This is a genomic window from Xanthomonas sp. NCPPB 1826 (assembly GCF_056725285.1).
The window spans coordinates 462,100-481,008 of sequence record NZ_CM161521.1 but is presented as its reverse complement, the minus strand read 5'-3'; the positions used below and the strand labels follow the sequence as shown (position 1 = coordinate 481,008).

General features: G+C 66.4%; 16 protein-coding genes. 8 read left to right on the top strand and 8 right to left on the bottom strand.

Features of this window, described 5'->3' with window-relative positions; genetic code table 11:
- The first annotated feature begins 13 nt into the window (after positions 1-13).
- From AC1PLA_RS02065 to glpK, 6 genes are all read left to right on the top strand, one after another.
- Positions 14-817 carry a GntR family transcriptional regulator gene (locus AC1PLA_RS02065; protein ID WP_016904720.1) on the top strand — a complete coding sequence of 268 codons (804 nt, stop codon included), beginning with the start codon at positions 14-16 and terminating at the stop codon, positions 815-817.
- On the top strand, positions 810-1,793 hold the full coding sequence (locus AC1PLA_RS02060) for a PDR/VanB family oxidoreductase (protein WP_065047047.1): 984 nt from the start codon (positions 810-812) through the stop codon (positions 1,791-1,793). The genes AC1PLA_RS02065 and AC1PLA_RS02060 overlap by 8 nt, the downstream gene beginning before the upstream one ends.
- 55 nt (positions 1,794-1,848) lie before the next feature.
- Positions 1,849-2,676 carry a DeoR/GlpR family DNA-binding transcription regulator gene (locus AC1PLA_RS02055; protein ID WP_016904930.1) on the top strand — a complete coding sequence of 276 codons (828 nt, stop codon included), beginning with the start codon at positions 1,849-1,851 and terminating at the stop codon, positions 2,674-2,676.
- Positions 2,677-2,899: 223 nt separating this feature from the next.
- On the top strand, positions 2,900-4,414 hold the full coding sequence (glpD, locus tag AC1PLA_RS02050) for a glycerol-3-phosphate dehydrogenase (protein WP_211921804.1): 1,515 nt from the start codon (positions 2,900-2,902) through the stop codon (positions 4,412-4,414).
- A 177-nt stretch (positions 4,415-4,591) separates the two neighbouring features.
- On the top strand, positions 4,592-5,410 hold the full coding sequence (locus AC1PLA_RS02045; protein ID WP_016904933.1) for an MIP/aquaporin family protein: 819 nt from the start codon (positions 4,592-4,594) through the stop codon (positions 5,408-5,410).
- 132 nt (positions 5,411-5,542) lie between these two features.
- On the top strand, positions 5,543-7,042 hold the full coding sequence (gene glpK / locus AC1PLA_RS02040) for a glycerol kinase GlpK (RefSeq protein WP_039517354.1): 1,500 nt from the start codon (positions 5,543-5,545) through the stop codon (positions 7,040-7,042).
- A gap of 135 nt (positions 7,043-7,177) precedes the next feature.
- Here the strand turns inward: glpK and AC1PLA_RS02035 are convergent, their stop codons facing one another.
- Positions 7,178-7,690 (bottom strand): nuclear transport factor 2 family protein, encoded by a 513-nt coding sequence (locus AC1PLA_RS02035; protein WP_016903479.1) that lies wholly within the window; start codon positions 7,688-7,690, stop codon positions 7,178-7,180.
- Positions 7,691-7,946: 256 nt separating this feature from the next.
- The gene (pobA, locus tag AC1PLA_RS02030; RefSeq protein WP_481105477.1) at positions 7,947-9,131 is read right to left on the bottom strand and encodes a 4-hydroxybenzoate 3-monooxygenase; all 1,185 of its coding nucleotides are present in this window, start codon (positions 9,129-9,131) and stop codon (positions 7,947-7,949) included.
- 98 nt (positions 9,132-9,229) lie between these two features.
- On the opposite strand from pobA, the gene AC1PLA_RS02025 reads away from it, so the two are divergent.
- Entirely contained in the window at positions 9,230-10,126 is an 897-nt protein-coding gene (locus AC1PLA_RS02025; protein WP_481105476.1) for a helix-turn-helix domain-containing protein, read from the top strand.
- A gap of 314 nt (positions 10,127-10,440) precedes the next feature.
- Here AC1PLA_RS02025 and AC1PLA_RS02020 read toward each other — a convergent pair whose 3' ends face one another.
- The 6 genes from AC1PLA_RS02020 to AC1PLA_RS01995 all read right to left on the bottom strand — a co-directional run bounded on the left by AC1PLA_RS02020 (position 10,441) and on the right by AC1PLA_RS01995 (position 17,574).
- On the bottom strand, positions 10,441-11,922 hold the full coding sequence (locus AC1PLA_RS02020; protein ID WP_481105475.1) for a benzaldehyde dehydrogenase: 1,482 nt from the start codon (positions 11,920-11,922) through the stop codon (positions 10,441-10,443).
- Between the two features lie 28 nt (positions 11,923-11,950).
- Positions 11,951-12,718 (bottom strand): coniferyl-alcohol dehydrogenase, encoded by a 768-nt coding sequence (locus AC1PLA_RS02015; RefSeq protein ID WP_154831282.1) that lies wholly within the window; start codon positions 12,716-12,718, stop codon positions 11,951-11,953.
- Between the two features lie 33 nt (positions 12,719-12,751).
- Positions 12,752-13,693: a SphA family protein gene (locus AC1PLA_RS02010; protein WP_481105474.1), complete on the bottom strand. Its 942-nt coding sequence runs from the start codon at positions 13,691-13,693 to the stop codon at positions 12,752-12,754.
- 125 nt (positions 13,694-13,818) lie between these two features.
- The gene (locus AC1PLA_RS02005; protein ID WP_024938805.1) at positions 13,819-14,295 is read right to left on the bottom strand and encodes a MarR family winged helix-turn-helix transcriptional regulator; all 477 of its coding nucleotides are present in this window, start codon (positions 14,293-14,295) and stop codon (positions 13,819-13,821) included.
- A gap of 585 nt (positions 14,296-14,880) precedes the next feature.
- The gene (locus AC1PLA_RS02000) at positions 14,881-16,125 is read right to left on the bottom strand and encodes an HD-GYP domain-containing protein (RefSeq protein ID WP_481105473.1); all 1,245 of its coding nucleotides are present in this window, start codon (positions 16,123-16,125) and stop codon (positions 14,881-14,883) included.
- A 138-nt stretch (positions 16,126-16,263) separates the two neighbouring features.
- Positions 16,264-17,574, bottom strand: a complete 1,311-nt coding sequence (locus AC1PLA_RS01995) for an MFS transporter (RefSeq protein WP_481105472.1) — start codon at positions 17,572-17,574, stop codon at positions 16,264-16,266.
- 720 nt (positions 17,575-18,294) lie between these two features.
- Between AC1PLA_RS01995 and AC1PLA_RS01990 the strand changes: the two genes are divergently transcribed.
- Positions 18,295-18,840 carry a gamma carbonic anhydrase family protein gene (locus AC1PLA_RS01990; RefSeq protein WP_024938808.1) on the top strand — a complete coding sequence of 182 codons (546 nt, stop codon included), beginning with the start codon at positions 18,295-18,297 and terminating at the stop codon, positions 18,838-18,840.
- The last annotated feature ends 69 nt before the right edge of the window (positions 18,841-18,909 follow it).

Below are 18,909 nucleotides of genomic sequence, written 5' to 3'. Positions count from 1 at the left end.
ATCGGAGGTTTCCATGTCACCCGCCACCCCGTTTCGCAGCAGTGCGGCGCAGACCACGCGCGCACTGCTGTCGCTACGCGAACTGATCCTCGACGGCACCCTGCCGGCTGGAACGCGCCTGTCCGAGCTGGCGGTGGTGCAGCGGCTGGGCATGTCGCGCACCCCCGTGCGCGCCGCGTTGCAGCGGCTGTGCGAAGAAGGTCTGGCCAGCGCACTGCCCGGCGGCGGCTATGCAGTGCAGGCCTTCAGCGAACGCGACGTGCACGATGCGATCGAACTGCGCGGTACGCTCGAAGGCCTGGCCGCGCGCATGGCGGCCGAGCGCGGGGCATCGGCCGCGGCGCTGGCCCAGGCACGCCAGTTGCTGGATACGCTCGACCGCATCGTCGGCTCGCCGTTGCACGCCATCGACTTCAGCGCGTACGTGCAGGCCAATGCGCAATTCCACGCGTTGCTGGTGGCCATGGCCGGCAGCGATGTGCTGGGCCGCGAGCTCACCCGCGTGCTGCAGCTGCCGTTCGCCTCGCCCAACAGCCTGGTCATGGCGCAGACCACCAGCGCCGAGGCGCGGCTGATCCTGACCCTGGCGCAGGACCAGCACCGCGAAGTCCTGGCCGCCATCGAAGACCGCCAGGGCGCGCGCGCTGAAGCGCTGATGCGCGAACACGCCCGGCTGGCCCATCGCAATCTGCGCCACGTGCTGCAGACCCCGGCGGCGATCACTCAGGTGCGCGGCGGCGCATTGATCGGCCGCGCCCATCCCGCCACTGCCGGCAGCAGCCGGCCCACCCCTCTGCCTGGAGTTCCCCATGCGTAAAGACACCCAGTGGCACCGCGCCCATGTGGTCAGCATTGCCGACGCCTGCGAGGGCGTGCGCGAAATCGTGCTCGATCCGGGCACCGCCGCGCGTGGCTTCGAGGTCGGCAGCCATCTGGATTTTCGCGTGCAGCTGCATGGCCGCGCCGACGTGCGCTCGTACTCGCTGGTGGGCGAGCCGCGTGCCGATGGCCACTACCAGATCGCGGTACGGCAGATGCCCGACAGCCGCGGCGGCTCGCGGCACATGTGGACGCTGCAGCCCGGCGATGTGGTGGAGATATCCCCGCCCAGCAACAACTTCGCGCTGGACGAGGGCGGCGAGGAGATCCTGCTGATCGCCGGTGGGATCGGCATCACCCCGATCATCGGTATGGCGCAGCGGCTGGCGCGCCGGCACCGCGCGTTCCGCCTGCTGTATGCCGGGCGCACGCGCCGTGCGATGGCCTATGTCGACGAACTGGAAGCGCTGCTGGGCGAGCGCCTGCAGCTGCAATGCGACGACGGCGCTGGCCCGGCGGATCTTGCCGCCGAGCTGGCGCGGCTGTCGCCCAATGCCGAGGTGTACGTGTGCGGCCCGCTCGGCATGCTCGAGGCGGTGCGCCAGCACTGGCATGCCGCCGGGCGTCCGCGCGCGCGGCTGCACTTCGAAACCTTCGGCAACAGCGGGCGGGTGCCGGCGCAGGCATTCGTGGTCAAGCTGCCCGGGCTCGGCCTGGAAGTGCCGGTGGCCGAGAACGAATCGATGCTGGATGCGCTGGCCGACGCCGGGGTCGAGCTGATCGCCGAATGCCGGCGCGGCGAATGCGGGCTGTGCGCGGTCGAGGTGCTGGACAGCGCGGCCGATATCGATCACCGCGATGTGTTCTTCAGCGACGAACAGCGCCGCGAGAACCGCAAGCTGTGCGCCTGCGTCTCGCGCGCGGTGGGCGGCAGCATCAGCATCGATACCGGCTACCGCGGCGAGCTGGGCTGAGCGCAGCCATCGACACGCTGGGGCTCGCGCAGCGCGTGTTTGCATCCTCACGCGCATGCGCGATCATCTGCGCATGGAGTCGACTCACTACAGGACGGTCCCGGCGCCGGCACTCAACCCGCGCCAGGAACAATTGGTGGCATTGGTGCGGCAGCAGGGCTTTGCCGAGGTGGAAGGGCTGGCGACGCGCTTCGAGGTGACGCCGCAGACCATCCGTCGCGATCTGACCCTGCTGTGCGATGCCGGCGTGCTGCGCCGCTATCATGGTGGCGTCAGCATGCCCTCGAGCGTGGAAAACCTGGCCTACACCGCACGCAAGGCGCTGCAGGCGCGCGAGAAACAGCACATCGCCGCGCAGGTCGCCCGCTTCATTCCCGACGATGCCTCGTTGTTCATCAACCTGGGCACCACCAACGAAGAGGTCGCGCGCGCCTTGCTGCAGCACCGCGGCCTGCGCGTGATCACCAACAACCTCAACGTGGCGGTGATGCTCAGTGCCAACCCCAGCTTCGAGGTGATTGTGGCCGGTGGCGTGGTGCGCGGGCGCGACCAGGGCGTGACCGGCGAGGCGACGGTGGAGCTGATCCGGCAGTTCAAGGTGGACTTCGGGGTGATCGGCATTTCCGGCATCGATCTGGACGGCACCTTGCTGGACTTCGACTACCAGGAAGTGCGCGTGGCCCAGGCCATCATCGAGCACTCGCGGCAGGTGCTGCTGGCCGCCGACCACAGCAAGTTCGGCCGCAACGCCATGGTGCGACTGGGCGCGATCGCCCAGGTGCATGACTGGTTCACCGACCGGCCGCCGCCGCAGGAACTGGCCGCCGTGCTGGCCGAGGCCGGCACCCGCGTGCACTTGGCTGAGCCTGGCGACGCCGGCTGAGCGAATTGTTCGTTTTTGTGCGTTTGCGGTACGGCGTGCCGATTTAATCGCCCTAATGATCCGTCCTGGCTATCGAAGTCCCGACTTCAATAGACCTAATCGCTCGTTATTCCCTTAGTTCCAAGGCCTGACGGCTCTTCACGTCCCGAGAAGGTTTGATGTTCGAATATGTTCGAACATGACAACTTGGGTTCGCCACTGGCGTACCCGGACGGAGACACCGATGGGCGAGACATACGATCTTCTGGTGATAGGCGGCGGCATCAACGGGGTCGGCATTGCCCGCGATGCGGCCGGGCGTGGCCTGTCGGTGTGCCTGTGCGAACAGGACGATCTGGCCGCGCATACCAGCAGCGCCAGCACCAAGCTCATTCACGGTGGCCTGCGCTACCTGGAGCAGTACGAGTTCGCGCTGGTCGGCAAGGCGCTGGCCGAGCGCGAGGTGTTGCTGCGGCTGGCTCCGCACATCATCTGGCCGCTGCGCTTCCTGCTGCCGCATCAACCGCACCTGCGCCCGGCCTGGATGATCCGCGCCGGTCTGTTCCTGTACGACCATCTCGGCGGCAGCAAGCGCAGCCTGCCGCGCTCGCGCCGGCTGTCGCTGCGCACGCACCCGGTGGGCCAGCCGCTGCAGGAATCGCTGCGCACCGGCTTCGTGTACTCCGATGCGTGGGTGCAGGATGCGCGGCTGGTGGTGCTTAATGCGATGGACGCCGCCAGGCGTGGCGCACAGATCCGCACCCGCACACGCTGCGTCGGTGCCTGGCGCGATGCAGGCTTCTGGTACGCCGAGCTGGAAGACCGCGACGGCCGCCGCCGCACCGTGCAGGCGCGTGCGCTGGCCAATGCGGCCGGGCCGTGGGCGGTGTCGTTCCTGGACAAGGTCGCCGCAGTGCCGCACAAGCACGCACTGCGCCTGGTCAAGGGCAGCCACATCGTGGTGCCCAAGTTGTTCGACCACGACCACGCGTACATCTTCCAGCAACCGGATCGGCGCATCGTATTCGCCATCCCGTACGAGCACGACTTCACCCTGATCGGCACCACCGACGTGGATTACCAGGCCGACCCCGCCGCGCCCAGCATCGATGCGGCCGAAGTGCAGTACCTGTGCGATGCGGTGAACCTGTATTTCCAGCAGCAGATCGCTCCCAGCGATGTGGTGTGGAGCTATAGCGGCGTGCGTCCGCTGCTGGACGACGCCGAGGACAACGCTGCCGAAGTCACCCGCGATTACCAGCTGGAAGTGCTTACCGACGGCGCACCATTGCTCAACGTGTTCGGCGGCAAGCTCACCACCTATCGCAAGCTGGCCGAAGAAGCGGTCGACCGCCTCACCCAGGCGCTGGGTGCCCGCAAGCCGGCATGGACCGCGCGCGGCGATGCATTGCCCGGCGGCGAACAACGCGATATTGCCAGCCTGCTCGAGCGCGTGCGCAACGCATACCCGTGGCTGCCGGCGCCGACCGCGCAGCGGCTGGTACGTAACTACGGCACCTGTGCGGAGCAGCTGCTGGGCCAGGCGCAGGACATCGCCGCCCTGGGCACGCACTTCGGCGCCGATCTGTACCAGGCCGAGGTGGACTACCTGCGTGCCCACGAATGGGCCGTTACCGCAGACGACATCCTGTGGCGCCGCAGCAAACTCGGCCTTCACATCGACGCGGCCGGGCGCGCACGTCTGGAGGCGTATCTGCAGACACACTCGGTCCGGCAGGCGGACGGCGTGCCGGCCTGATCGAACCACGTTGCCGGCGAGGACGGGTCGCGAGGCAACGTATCCTGGCGCATTCGCCGGCATCATCCTGAGTCACGTGGAGGGCACCCTGATGAGCATCACCGAAGACCCCTGCGCGCTAATGCGCGCATCGCACCACCCTGCCTGCGTCATCGCCATCGGCGCGAGGACGCGCGCATGAGCCGCCAACTCGTGGGTGAGTTGATTTCCGAGGCGGTGGCGATGTTCATCATCATCGCGCTCGGCGATTCGGTCGCGGCGATGTACGTCCTCTACGACCCCAGCCCGTACCAGAACGCCTACTGGGGCGTGTGCATCGCCTGGGGCCTGGCGGTGACGCTGGCGATCTATGTCACCGGCTCGGTGTCCGGCACGCATGCCAACCCGGCGGTGACGCTGGCGCTGGCGCTGTTCCGTGGTTTCTCCTGGAAGAAAGTGCTGCCGTACTGGGGCGCGCAGGTGATTGGTGCGTTCCTGGGCGCGGCCATCGTCTACCAGTTGTACGGCCCGGTCATCGACCACTACAACCAGGTGCAGCAACTCACCCGCGAAGCCGGTGGCGCCGCCGGGGTGTTCTTTACCGCACCCGGCCTTGCGGTCACGCCGATGCATGCGCTGGTTGACCAGATCATCATCACCGCGTTCCTGATCTTCGGCATCTTCGCCATCACCGAACAATTCAACGAAGCCGCGCCGACCGCAAACTCCGGCGCGCTGATGATCGGCCTGCTGGTGGCGACGCTGGGCGCGTCGATGGGCTATCTGGAAGCCTGGGCGATGAATCCGGCGCGCGACTTCGGCCCGCGCCTGTTCGCCTACCTTGCCGGTTGGGGCGAGGCCGCGTTGCCGGCCAAGGACAATTACTGGTGGATCCCCATTGTCGGCCCGTTGATCGGCGGCCCGATCGGCGCGCTCGCCTACCAGTGGCTGATCCTGCCGTTCCTGCCGGCACGCGTGCGCCATCTGCAGGGCGGCAAACCGCTCGATCCGCGCTGATCGCCCTGCTGCACGACTGACAGCACAGCGCCGCCGCCAGACAGGCTGGGTTTTATCGGCCTTTCGCGCAGCGGCGTGCACTGCCCACTTTCTCGCCGTGCGCCAGCGCCGGCATTGTTCGAGGAATCTCCGATGGAAAAGCAATACGTCCTTGCGATCGATCAAGGCACCACCAGTTCACGGGCGATGTTGTTCGATCGCAACGGCAAGGTGGCCGGCGTGGCGCAGCGCGAGTTCGGCCAGATCTTTCCGCAGCCGGGCTGGGTGGAACACAACCCGCGCGAGATCATGACCAGCGTCTACACCACGATCACCGAGCTGCTCAACAACGCGCAGATCGATGCGCGCTCGATCGCCGGTATCGGCATCACCAACCAGCGCGAGACCGCGGTGGTGTGGGACAAGGCCACCGGCCAGCCGATCTACAACGCCATCGTCTGGCAATCGCGGCAGACCAAGGACATCTGCACGCAGCTCAAGGAGGCCGGGCACGAGCAGATGGTGCGCGACAAGACCGGCCTGCTGATCGATGCGTATTTTTCCGGCACCAAGGTCAAATGGATCCTCGACCACGTCGACGGCGCCCGCGAGCGCGCGCGTAACGGCGAGCTGGCCTTCGGCACCATCGACAGCTGGCTGATCTGGAATCTCACCGGCGGCAAGGTGCATGTCACCGACTACACCAATGCCTCGCGCACGCTGATGTACAACATCCACACGCTGGAGTGGGACGCCGAGCTGTTGGCCATGCTCGACGTGCCGAAGGAAATGCTGCCGGAGGTGCGCTCGTCCAGCGAAATCTACGGCATGACCCAGACCCAGTATTTCTACGGCGAGCAGGTGCCGATCGCCGGGATCGCCGGCGACCAGCAGGCGGCGCTGTTCGGCCAGGCCTGCTTCGAGCCGGGCATGGCCAAGAACACCTATGGCACCGGCTGCTTTGCGCTGATGAATACCGGCGACAAGGCGGTTGCGTCCAAGGCCGGTCTGTTGACCACGATCGCCTGGGGCATCGACGGCAAGGTCGAATACGCGCTGGAAGGTTCGATCTTCGTCGCCGGCTCGGTCGTGCAGTGGCTGCGCGACGGCCTGCGCATGCTCGGCAAGGCCAGCGACTCGCAGGCCTATGCCGAACGTGCCGGCGACAACGACGGGGTCTATCTGGTGCCGGCCTTCGTCGGCCTGGGCGCGCCGTATTGGCGCAGCGATATCCGCGGTGCGGTGTTCGGGCTGACCCGCGGCACCACCAAGGAACATTTCGTGCGTGCGGCGGTGGAATCGATGGCCTACCAGACCCGCGACGTGTTGACTGCGATGCAGGCCGATTCGGGTATCGAGCTGAAGGAACTGCGCGCCGACGGTGGCGCGATCGCCAATGACTTCATGGCGCAGTTCCAGAGCGACATGCTCAACGTGCCGGTCCTGCGCCCGGAAGTGGCCGAAACCACCGCGCTTGGCGCCGCCTATCTGGCCGGTCTGGCGACCGGGTTCTGGAGCAGCCGCGAAGAGATCGCCAAGCAGTGGGCGGTGGATCGCCGCTTCGAGCCGACCATGGCCGACGACAAGCGCGAACAACTCTATGCCGGCTGGCAGCAGGCGGTGGAAGCGACGATGGGCTTCCGCATCAGCTGACCGCTGCGCTCAAAAGACAACGCCCGCCGTCAGGCGGGCGTTGTCGTTTCCGTCAACCACTTGCATGGTCGCTGACGAGCTGCATGGATCACGCATTGCAGGGCTGCACGCTGCAGCCCTGCAATGCAGCAGCGATTACTGGCCGCCGCTATTGGCGCGGCCGGCAATGGTGTCCGGATCCCAATGCTCCTTGATCAGGCCTTTTTCGATGCGGAACATGTCGAACCAGGTGGTGGTGTAGGTAGTGCCCGGTTTGTTCGGATTGGGCAAGGTGCGCACCGACACCAGCGTGACCAGATCGCCGTCGGCAGTGATGGCCACCAGCGGCAGTTGCACGCGCGGCTGCACCGGCGTCGGCTTCACGAAGGCAGTCAGGAAGGCAATGAACGCATCGCGGCCATTGGCCACATTCGGGTTGTGTTGGATGTAGTTCTTGTCCATGTACATCGGCGCATACTGCACCTGGCCGGCTTCGAACACGATGCGCCAGAAATCGTAGACCAGCCGCTTGTTGGCGGTTTCATACCAGGTGGAGCCGAGCAGCATCTTCTGGTGGTTGGGATTTTCCGTCACTGCGGTCTGAGCGAACGCAGCCACCGGCGCCACCAGCATGACCAGCAGCAAGGCGCGTGAGAACAGCTTATTCATGGAAGACTCCTTATGTGGAGACGGGCGCCGTGCCGGCTGGGATACCAACACGGTGCACCGTTGATTGGGGGACGACGCGCCTTGGCATACAGGGTTTTCCACGCGTCGCCGCCAGCCTAACGGCCGCGTCCGCTCGCCCGCTAGCCGCCCTGGAGTGCACCAGGGCACCTGGGGTATTGGTGGTAATCAGAAGATAACCACCGCAGTCGTTTTCTCGCGCGCGTACGAGGCATCTCGACGGCGGCCATCGCTACGCTCAATCCGGCAGCTCCACCAACGGCAACCCCGCATAGTTTTCGGCCAGTGTGGCGCGCCCGGCCTCGCTGCCCAGCAGATAATCCAGCTCTGCGGCATGAATGCGTGCGGTGAATGCGTCCTGGTCGTCGAAGGTATGCAGCAAGGTGGTCATCCACCATGAAAACCGTTCGGCCTTCCACACCCGCTGCAATGCCAGCGCCGAATACTGTTGCAGCACCGTGGTATCGCCACGCGCGTTCCAGCGCTCGAACAACTGCGCCAGCAAGCCGACATCGGCCAGCGCCAGATTCAGGCCCTTGGCGCCGGTGGGCGGCACGATATGCGCCGCATCGCCGGCCAGGAACAGGCGCCCGTACTGCATGGGTTCGGCGACGAAGCTACGCAACGGCGCAATGCTCTTTTCGATCGATGGCCCGGTGAGCAGTTGCGCAGACAAGCTGGCTGGCAGGCGCGCACGCAACTCATCCCAGAACGCCTGATCGCTCCATGCCTCTACCCGCGCATCGGCCGGTACCTGCACGTAATAGCGCGAGCGCGTCGGCGAGCGCATCGAACACAAGGCAAAGCCGCGTGGGTGCTGCGCGTAGATCAACTCATCGTGGACCGGCGAGGTGTCGGCAAGCACACCAAGCCACCCGAACGGGTACACCCGCTCGAACAGGCGCAGTCGCTCCGGCGGGATGCTGGCGCGGCTGATGCCATGGAAGCCGTCGCAGCCGACGATATAGTCGCAGTCGATACGCAGGCGCTGGCCATCGTGGGTGAATTCCACCGCAGGCGCGTCGCTGTCCACTCCGCACAGCGTCACGTCCTGCGCGCTGTAATACGTTGGCGCAGCGCTGCGCGCACGGGCCTGCATCAGATCGGCAGTGACCTCGGTCTGGCCGTAGACGGTCACGCTGCGTCCGCAGCCGCGCAGCAGATCGATACGCTCCCGCCGGCCATCCAGCGACAGTTCGAAGCCGTGATGCGGCAAGCCTTCGCGTTGCACGCGTGCGCCAACGCCTGCCCGCTGCAGCAGCGCCACGCTGCCCTGTTCCAGCACGCCGGCACGGATACGCCCCAGCACATGCTCCGGGGTCTGCCGCTCGATCACCACGGTATCGATACCTGCCCGCAGCAACAGCTCGCCTAGCAACAGGCCGGAGGGGCCGGCGCCGATGATCGCGATCTGGGTTCGCATGCAATGCTCCTGCCTCAGCCGACGGATGCAGGCCAGTGTGGGTAGCCAAGCACATGCTTTGAAGGGATGATTGCGTGCAGTGCTTGGACTTTTCGACGATGCCCACACGCGCGCACGCCACTGCCGCCGCTACTGCGGTTCCCGCCTTCGGCCTGTATGGCGAGCAGCATGCCGACACGCCGGAGCTGTTGCACTGGGAGTCGATTGCCGCACGCAGCCGGCTGCATGACTGGCGCATCGCCCCGCACCGGCACGAAGACCTGGCGCAACTGCTGTACGTGCAACGCGGGCCGGCGACGCTGCAGCTGGATGGACGCAGCCAGCGCGTGCGTGGCGCAAGCGTGATCTGGCTGCCACCGCTATGCGTGCATGGCTTCAAATTCGATCCACAGGTGCGCGGCCACATCATCACCGTATGCATGCCCTTGGTACGTATTGCCTTGAGTGCAGCGCCGCTGTTGCAGCGCGCACTGACCGTCCCGCAGGTCCTGCACGCAAGCCGCGCACGCGGATTGCTCGACGTGCTGTTCGCCAGTATTGCCGGCGATCACGCATACCGACGCATCGGCCATGAGGCCGCATTGCATGCCGCCGCAGCGCAGCTGTTGATCTGGACCGCCCGCACGGCGCTGGAGCACGCGCAGGATGCGGCTGCGGTGAGCCCGTACGCCGACCCCGCATTGCGCCATCTGCGTGGTTATCAGGCCCTGATTGACCAGCACTATCGCGCGCACTGGCCGATCTCCCGCTATGCCGAGCAGTTGGGTCTGACTCCGGGCCATCTCAACGCGTTGTGCCAGCGACTGGCCGGCGCCTCGGCACTGCAGTTACTGCAGCGCCGGATCATGCTCGAAGCACGCCGCAGCCTGCGCTACACCAGTCTGAGCGTGCAGCAGATCGCCGCCAGCCTTGGATTTTTCGACGCTGCATACTTCAGCCGCTACTTCGCACGCCATGCCGGCTGCTCGCCGACGCAATTCCGCGCTGGCGAGTAGGAGTGGCTGGTCTGGAGCTTGGCTGCAGAGCCCTTGCGATAGCTCAATCGTAGAGCGGTTGATCTGCGGCTTTGTTGTAGGGCCCTTGCCCGCCCACCATCGCAGGACACGCCGCAAGTACGTCCCTGTAGGCTCTTACGCGGCATCCATGCCGCGTAAGGTCCAGCGACGGTGAGCGGGCAAGGACCAGTTGAGATGGTCGGTGCGCAAGGTTAAGAGCAGTGCGCTTGGACATCGCGGCTAGATCAACCCCAGAGCGGCTGATCCACGGCTCGCCTGCAGCCCCGCCCCCCCGGGTCAGTTGCACCGGCCGGTCAGAACGGGTACTGCGGCACTTCGTTCTTGATGGTCAGCCATTGCCAGTGGGTGTACTGCTCCCAATCGGCCGGTCCGCCGACACTGGTGCCGTTGCCCGACGCGCCGGTCCCGCCGAAGGGATTGATGACTTCATCGGCCACGGTCTGATCGTTGATGTGCAGCAGGCCGGTGTGCAGCTTGTCGCCCAGGCGCATCGCGCGCGACACCGACGCCGACAGGATGCCCGCAGCCAGACCATACTCGCCATGGTTGGCAAGTTCTGCGGCTTCGTCGTCGGTATCGAACACGGTGATGTTGATCACCGGGCCAAAGACTTCTTCGTCAAATGCACGCATGCCCGGACGCACGTTGGACAGCACCGTCGGTGCATAGAACAGGCCTTGGTTGCTGGCGCCGGCCTCCACCACCGCACCGGCGGCGACGCTGTCGTCCACGATATCGATCACCCGCTGCAGCTGGCGCTGGTCGATGATCGGGCCCAGTGCCACGGTGCCGCTGACTGGGTCGCCGACCGGCAGATGCCTGGCTTTTTCGGCCAGCCGCTGCGTGAATGCATCGGCGATCCCGCGCTGGACCAGCACGCGGCCGGTGGCCATGCAAATCTGTCCCTGATGCATGTAGGCGCCGAATGCCACTGCAGAGGCGGCCTTGTCCAGATCCGCGTCGTCGAGCACGATCACTGCATTGTTGCCGCCCAACTCCAGCGACACCTTCTTCAAATGCCGGCCAGCGATCTCGCCGATGCGCCGCCCGGCCGCGGTGGAACCGGTGAAGGCAATCATCGGGATATCCGGCGATTCGACCAGCGCCTGCCCGATGGCGGCATCGCCATGCAGTACATGCAGCAGTCCCTTCGGCAGGCCCGCTTCTTCCAGCACCTGCGCGATGATCACGCCACCGGTATACGGCGTGCGCGGGTCGGGCTTGAGCACCACTGCATTGCCCATCGCCAGCGCCGGGGCGACCGAGCGCAGCGACAGGATCAACGGGAAATTGAACGGGGAAATCACTGCGATCACCCCCAGCGGCAGATGCCGCGCCAGGCTGAGCTGACCGGCGCCCGTCGGTAGCACCTGGCCGACCGCCTGCAGCGGCAGCGCCGCAGACTGCTGGTAGATCACCACCGATTCGTTCACTTCGCGCTGGGCCTTGGGCAGGATGCCGCCGGTTTCGCGCGCGATCAGCAGCGCCGCTTCGGCACTGCGCGCTTCCATCAGCTGCGCGGCACGGTGAAACACCGCAGCGCGCTCACGCGGCGCAGTGGCTGCCCAGGCACGCTGCGCTTTCTTGGCCAGCGCCACGGCAGCGGCGACATCGGCCAGGTCGGCCTTGCCGACTTCGTGCAGCAGCGTGCCGGTGGCCGGTTCGATGATCTGCACGGTGCCGCCGTTGCCGGGCACCCAGTCGCCATTGAAGATGCAGCCATGCCACGCCGAAGCGGCGCTTGCGGCAATGGCGGTATTGGGGAGAGCGTTCATGGTCTAGCCTCCTGCTGAGGGGGTGGTGTTACAGAGTGGTGGACGCCAGCCCGCCATCGACCGGCAGGGTGATGCCGTTGATCCAGCGCGCCGCATCGGAGGCGAGAAACACGATGGCCTCCGCCACCTCGTCGGCATACGCCGGCCGCGTCATGCGCTTGGCATCTTCCTTGACGCGCTCCTCGCCGAGCATGGTGACGAAATCGCCAAGAATCGGCGTAAACACCGGCCCCGGCGAGACGTTGTTGACGCGCACGCCGTGCTCGGCGAACCAGGGCCGCGACTGCAGCAGCGTCCACACGATCAGCGCTTCCTTGAAGTACTGGTAGCAGGTGTCGTGCGCCACCGGATGCGCCTGCAGCCATGCATGACCAGACGCAAAGCTGTCGGTGGCGGCCAGTTGCTTGTGCAGTTCCAGGCGCTGCGGCCACTCGGCGCCCAGGATGGAAGCCACATTGATGATGGAACCACCGGGCGTCATGCGCGGCAGCAGCGCCTGGCTCAAATGGCGCAGGCCCAGATAGTTGACGCGCGCCACCACCTCCAACGGCGCGGTACCGGGGACGCCAGCCACATTGGCCAGCGCATCGATACGCGCCGGCAAGGCCTGCACCAGCGCATCGATGGATGCCGGATCGCCAAGATCAGCTTGGTGGAACCCGTGCAGCGACATCTGCACCGGCGTGCGATCGACGCCGATCACCGTGGCGCCATGGAAACGGGCCAGACGCGCGACTTCGGCACCGATGCCCGATGCCACGCCGGTGACCACGATCGTCTTGTTCTGCAAATTCATTGCCACTCTCCGAAGAGGCCGGATGTACCGGCGCTAGAACACATGGACGTACTGCAGGTTGACGTTGTTGCCGGAGGCGGCGTTCTTGACCTCCACCGGCAGATACACATTGGCGAACAGCATGTTGTTGGCATCCATCCGCCATACGCCACCGGGACCCGCATAGAACACGCTCTGGCGGGTGTCGGCCACGCGCTGCCCATTGGTGCGGTTGTCGCGGAACTGGGTGAGGTAATAGGCATTCACGCCAAGCCGGATGTCGGGTACCACTTCCCAGGAGGTGGCGAAGTTGATCCAGCCCGCGTCGCCGGCCTGGCCGTTGCGGAACTCGAAGCCCGGCGGCAGGTTCGGGCGCCGCTCGCTGCGGAAGTTGTTGATGTAGTTGATGCGTGCGCTGACTTCCCAGTTGGGGGTCGGGAACACGGTGAACGCATATTGCGGCACCAGCGACCAGTAGCCGGCGCCCTGATTGAGGTCGCGATCGCGGTCGAACTTGCCGATCGGCGCGATCGCATCGATTTCGAAGCGCTGCGAAAATACCGGCCTGCCATTGCGGATCACCGGCAGCATCTGCAGATACGGGCCGAAGGTCAGGTCACCCACGCCGGCGCCGTTGTCGCGCAAGCTGGCAATGCTGTTGCGCCCGAACGAGGCATCCAGATTGATCAGCGGCAGCAGCGTGTTGATGCCCACTGCGCCGCCGAAGAGCTTGTACGGGGTGACATAGGCGACCTGGGTCAGCAGCAGGGTGGAATCGATGCGTGGGCGGTCGAACACCAGTACGTCGTCGCCGCGGGAATCCTTGATCGCGTCCAGTGAGCTCTGGCGCAGATAGGTGATCACCGCCCAGCCGGGCGTGGTGCGGGTGAAACCGTCCAGATAGCTGGTGCCGCCGGTATTGATGCCGTTGGTCAGCGTCGTACTCTGCGGCAGGTTCTGTGCGCCGGCCGTGCCGGCAGCAAATAGCGACAGCATGCCAAGCGCTGCGCGGCGCAGTGCCGACGCGCGGGAAGACAACCCAGACAGGACCGACACGCCGGCAACGGCGCGTGCGCAGGTCAAAGGGAAAGCTGGCCGTGCGCCTGCACGGCAACGGCGGATTACGCGGTGTCCAGACGGTCCAGCCGGTCGAGTGCGCGCAGCAACGGCGCCTCGCTGCTGCCCAGCACCACGCTGAGCTGCTGTTCCATGCGCAGCACTTCGGCCTCGGCAGCGCTCAGCAGGGTCACGCCGGCGCTGGTCAGCGACAGATGCTGCATGCGTCGGTCCTGGCGTCCCCGCACCTGCCGCAGCAGGCGGCGCTTGACCAGGCGTGCCACCACGATCGCCAGGTTGGGCGCCGACACGTGCAGCACGTCGCCGATCTGGCGCTGGTTGATGCCCGGGTTGCCGTCCACCAGCATCAGCAACGAGAAGTCGACCGGCTTGAGGTCGAACGCAGCCACGCAGTCCTGAAACATCCGCCGCACCAGCAACTCGGTGCGGGTGATGCGGTAGCCCAGCAGCCGCAGCAGGCGTGCCTGATCCACCGTTGTGACGGCATCCGGCAGCGGTACGGCAGTGGCAGTGACGGACATGACGGTTCTCGCAGCGAAGACGACAGGCGGACCGGTGCGCGCAGCGCTCACCGCCCGCAACGCCGATCCGCGGCGTGAGCTGCATTGTAGACGCGCGCAGGCATGCCGATGTGGGCGTGGCCGCCAACCGCGTGGCACCGGCGTGCAGGCAGGTCGCCACAGGCTGGTGCCAGTCCAGCGCCAGCACGTGGCGGCCGCATGCGGCGGCACGCAGGTGTGGGAAGCGACGGTCATCCAGGCACGGCTGCGACATGGGATCCGGGGTCGGCAAGTGATTGCGTTCCGGAATAGTTATGGATCATAACTACATTGCCAAGCTGCAGCGCAGCATGGTCGCGCTCGCCAGGCTGACCAGGCGGGCCGATAGGCCTGGCGGGCATGGTGGCAACCGCCTGTGACAGGCACGCCGGGCACAGGTGTGCGCGGCATGCCGGGCCTGGCAGCGGTGGTGGCAATCACGACGGCAAGGCTGCGGCCGTCGCCGGACGACGGCTGCGGACCCAGACCACTCGCCCAGCGCATCTCCGCACCGGCTAGGCCGGGTGCACATGTGCGGCCTGTGGCCAGCGGGTTACGGGTTACGGGTTACGGCAGCCAGAGCTTCTCGAGATCGCGGAAGCCCCAGTCCGAGGGGCTTTCCATCTGCGCGATGCGGTCCTGGCAGTCCGGGCGCGACAGGTCGATGTCCTGCACCAGCACATGGCTGCGCAGCTTGGCCGAATAGAACACGCGCACCTTGGGCTTGAGCAGTGCATCGGGGGTCTGCTCGATCACCACCGCCAGTTTCTGCGACTCCAGCCGCACCAACGAGCCGACCGGATAAATCCCCAGCCGGCGCACGAAGGCCTGGAACACCACCGGGTCGAAGTGCCCCTGCCACGACGCCATGCGCTTGAGCGATTCGGCCGGATCCCAGCCGCGCTTGTAGGGGCGGTCCGAGCTGATGGCGTCGTACACATCGCACACCGCGCCCATCCGCGACATCAGCGCGATGTTCTCGCCCGCCAAGCGGTTCGGGTAGCCGCTGCCGTCCATTTTCTCGTGGTGGTGCAACGCGATCTCCAGCACCACCGCGTTCTGCACCCCGCCAGCCAGCAGCAGGCGATGACCGTCCAGCGGGTGCTGGCGCATGATCGCCATCTCTTCGTCGGTGAGCTTGCCGGGCTTGTTGAGGATGTCCAGCGGCGTCACCGCCTTGCCCATGTCGTGCAGCAGGCCGCCCATGGCCGCCTCGACGACCTGCCCTTCGGGCAGACCGAGCTGGCGCGCCAGCCCGCTCATCAGGCCGGCCACCGCCATCGAATGCAAATAGGTGTAGTCGTCGGCGGTCTTGAGCCTTGCCACGCTGATCAAGGCCTGCGGATGCCGCAGGACCGAATCGTTGATGGCTTCCACCAGCGGCATCGCCGCCTCGGTGTCGACGGTGCGGCCAAGCCGCACATCGCGGAACATCGCCTCGACCGTATCGCGGCCGTCTTCGAAGATCTTGCGTGCGCGCACCACTTCGGACTCGATGCCGACCTGCGCGGTGACGCTATTGGTCCGTGCGGTGCGCGTGGTGGTGGCCGGCTCGGGGGGGTCCGGTGCCGGCGGCGGCGGTTGCTCCGGCTCAGGCTGCGGATCGGGCGCGTCCGGCGCCGCCGTGTCCAGGTCCAGGCCACGCGCGGTATCGATCACCAGTTGCTCGATCCGGCTGCCATGGATCTTCTCCACGTCGTCCGAATCGACCAGGAACGAGGTCTTCCAGAACGGGTGGTGCACCCACGCGCCCAGCAGCTTGTAGACATACATGCCGGGGCGGAGTTGGTCTGAATCGATGGTTCTGAGCATGCCGGCGCTGATCTGCAAATGGTCCGCGGAAGAGCCCGCCACGACGATGGAGGGTCTGTCGGGTTATCGGCAGTGCGCAGGATTTCTTTGGTCCGGTAGAACTCGCTCGCGCCGCGCGGCGACCGCTGGCTGAGCAGTTCAGCGCGCCGGCAGGCGCATGCCCAGCACGGCGATGGCCGCGAGCAGCAGCGGCACGCTGCAGGCCAGGTACAGGGCCGCCGGCGACCAGCCCGCATCCACCAGCACGCCCACGCACAGCGGCGAGGCGATCGCACCGAAGCGGCCCACCCCGATCGCCCAGCCCATGCCGGTGGAACGCACCGCCGCCGTGAAGACCACCGGCGCCACCGCATACAGCCCGGCGATGGCGGCAAACAGCACCGCGCCGCTCAGCACCGCAATGACGAACGCCCAACCCAGCACCGTGCTGTACCAGCCAAAGGCCAGCAGCGCCAGCGCCGACAGCCCCAGCACACCGGCGGTCAGCCACGACAGCCGCGCACGCGCGGCCAGCGCGCTGAAGATCGCACCGCCGGCGATCCCGCCCAGATTCAACAACACGCCACCGGTGACGCCCTGCTCTGCCGACAAGCCGGCCACGACCAGCAGCTTCGGAGTCCAGCTGAGCACGAAATAGAACGCAAACATCAGCAGAAAGAACGCCAGCGCGATCAACAGCGACTGCCGCCGCAATGCCGGCACGAACAGGGCCGCATAGCCCCGCGCCCGATCGGAGCCATGCGGCGGTGGTGACGGCAGTACCGCTTGCGGCGGCATGCCCATGCGCGCAAGCACCGCATTGAAGCGTGCGCCTGCGTTGGGTGGGCGACGCGCGATCAGAAATTCCAACGACTCGGGCAAGAACGCCAGCACCAAGGGCACACACAGCAGCGACCCGAGCGCGCCGAGCACGAACACCGCGTGCCAGGACCAGTGCTGCAACAGCAGTGCTGCGATCGCGCCGCCCAGCGTCGCGCCGATCGGATAACCGGTGGCCTGCAGCGCCAGTGCCGTGCTGCGCCACTGGGCGGTGGAATATTCGGCAGCGATGACCGCAACGCAGGCCAGCATGCCGCCGATGCCGATCCCGGTAAATGCACGCAACGCGCCGAGTTGCCACACCCCGGTGGCCAGCGCCGACGCGCCCATGCCCATGGTCAAGATCGCCAGGCATACCAGGATCGTCGCGCGCCGCCCGATGCGGTCGGCCAGCGGCGCCAGCAGCAACGACCCCACCGCCATGCCGACCAGGCCGGCACTGAACAAGGCCCCGAGCAGCTTGCCCGACAACTGCCACTGCGCCGACACATGCGGGGCGGTGAAGGCCATCGCCATCACATCGAAGCCATCGAGCATGGTCAGCAACACGCACACCGCCACCGCCCTCCACTGAAACGGCGTCATGCGTTGCAGTACGAAGGGTGCAGGTGTCGCGGCGCTCTGGGTCATCGGGTGATCCTGGTTAGGGAGGGCAGCTGCATTGGCAACCTCACGCATGGCCATGCGCTCACGCAGCGCCGCCACGACGAAGACGCAAGCACGCTGGACGCTGCGACGGCCTTCGACAGCGCAGCGGCACTGCAACGCGGCAACGACAGTCGGGTGTTGCAATGTCACCGGCACGCTAGTCCGATCGCAGAGCGCGTTCAAGACAGCGACCTGCACGGGTGTGCGCTTATCGAACAAGCCGGCAGCGCGCTTCGCTTATCCCTCCACGCATTCGTTGAGCTGTCTGCGCAGCGGCATCTGCGGTGTGCGCCTTGCCTGCACGGAAACGATCGACCTCGCATGCGGCGCTGCAGCGCGTGACTTGAGTGCGATCAGACCTGGCGACCCTCACGTTCGTCTGGTCAGGCTTGCAAAGCGCAGTGCCGCACTCGTGGTGCAGGCATGGATGCAACGTTGCTGGCAGCGAGGTTGAACGACGCGACATGCGCATGACTGCACACCGCGACGCGCACCTCGATCCGTTCGAAGCGGCAGCGAATGTGCAGGCGCAGCCTCACACGCCCTGGCGCCAGCTGTTCCAACACGCTGCGCCGCTGCATCAGGCACGTCCGCAGCCAGATCGATCCACTGCCGCACCAGCGCTTTCCGCATGCCGACGCTCGCCCGCTATCATGCAGGCCGTGCCGCACCGGGCGACACGCCGACATGCCGGAGATCATCGTGACCCCAATTCGCTCGTTCCTGGAACACACCCCGCAACTGGGCGCACGCGTCTATGTCGATCCTGCCTGCACCATCATCGGCAAGGTGAGCCTGGGCGATGACGTGTCGGTGTGGCCGGGCACGGTGATTCGCGGCGACGTCAATCATGTACAGATCGGCGCACGCACCAACGTGCAGGACGGCACCATCATCCACGTCAGTCACCACAGCCCGTTCAACAAGGCCGGCTACCCGACCGTGATCGGCGCCGACGTCACGGTCGGCCACGGCACCATCCTGCATGCCTGCACCATCGAAGACCTGTGCCTGATCGGCATGGGTGCCTGCGTGCTCGACGGCGCCACCGTCAAGCGCTACGGCTTTGTCGGCGCCGGGGCGGTCGTCGGCCCGGGCAAGATCGTCGGCGAAGGCGAGTTGTGGCTGGGCAATCCCGCACGGCTGGCCCGCACGCTCAGCGACAAGGAAATCGAAAGCCTGCATTACTCCGCACAGCATTATGTGCGGCTCAAGGACCAGTACCTGGGCACCGTCGGCACCGGCTGAGCCGTTGTCCGCCCTACGCAGGCATGGCAAGATCGGCGCCCTGCGGCGTGGGGACGCTGCCCTCGAATG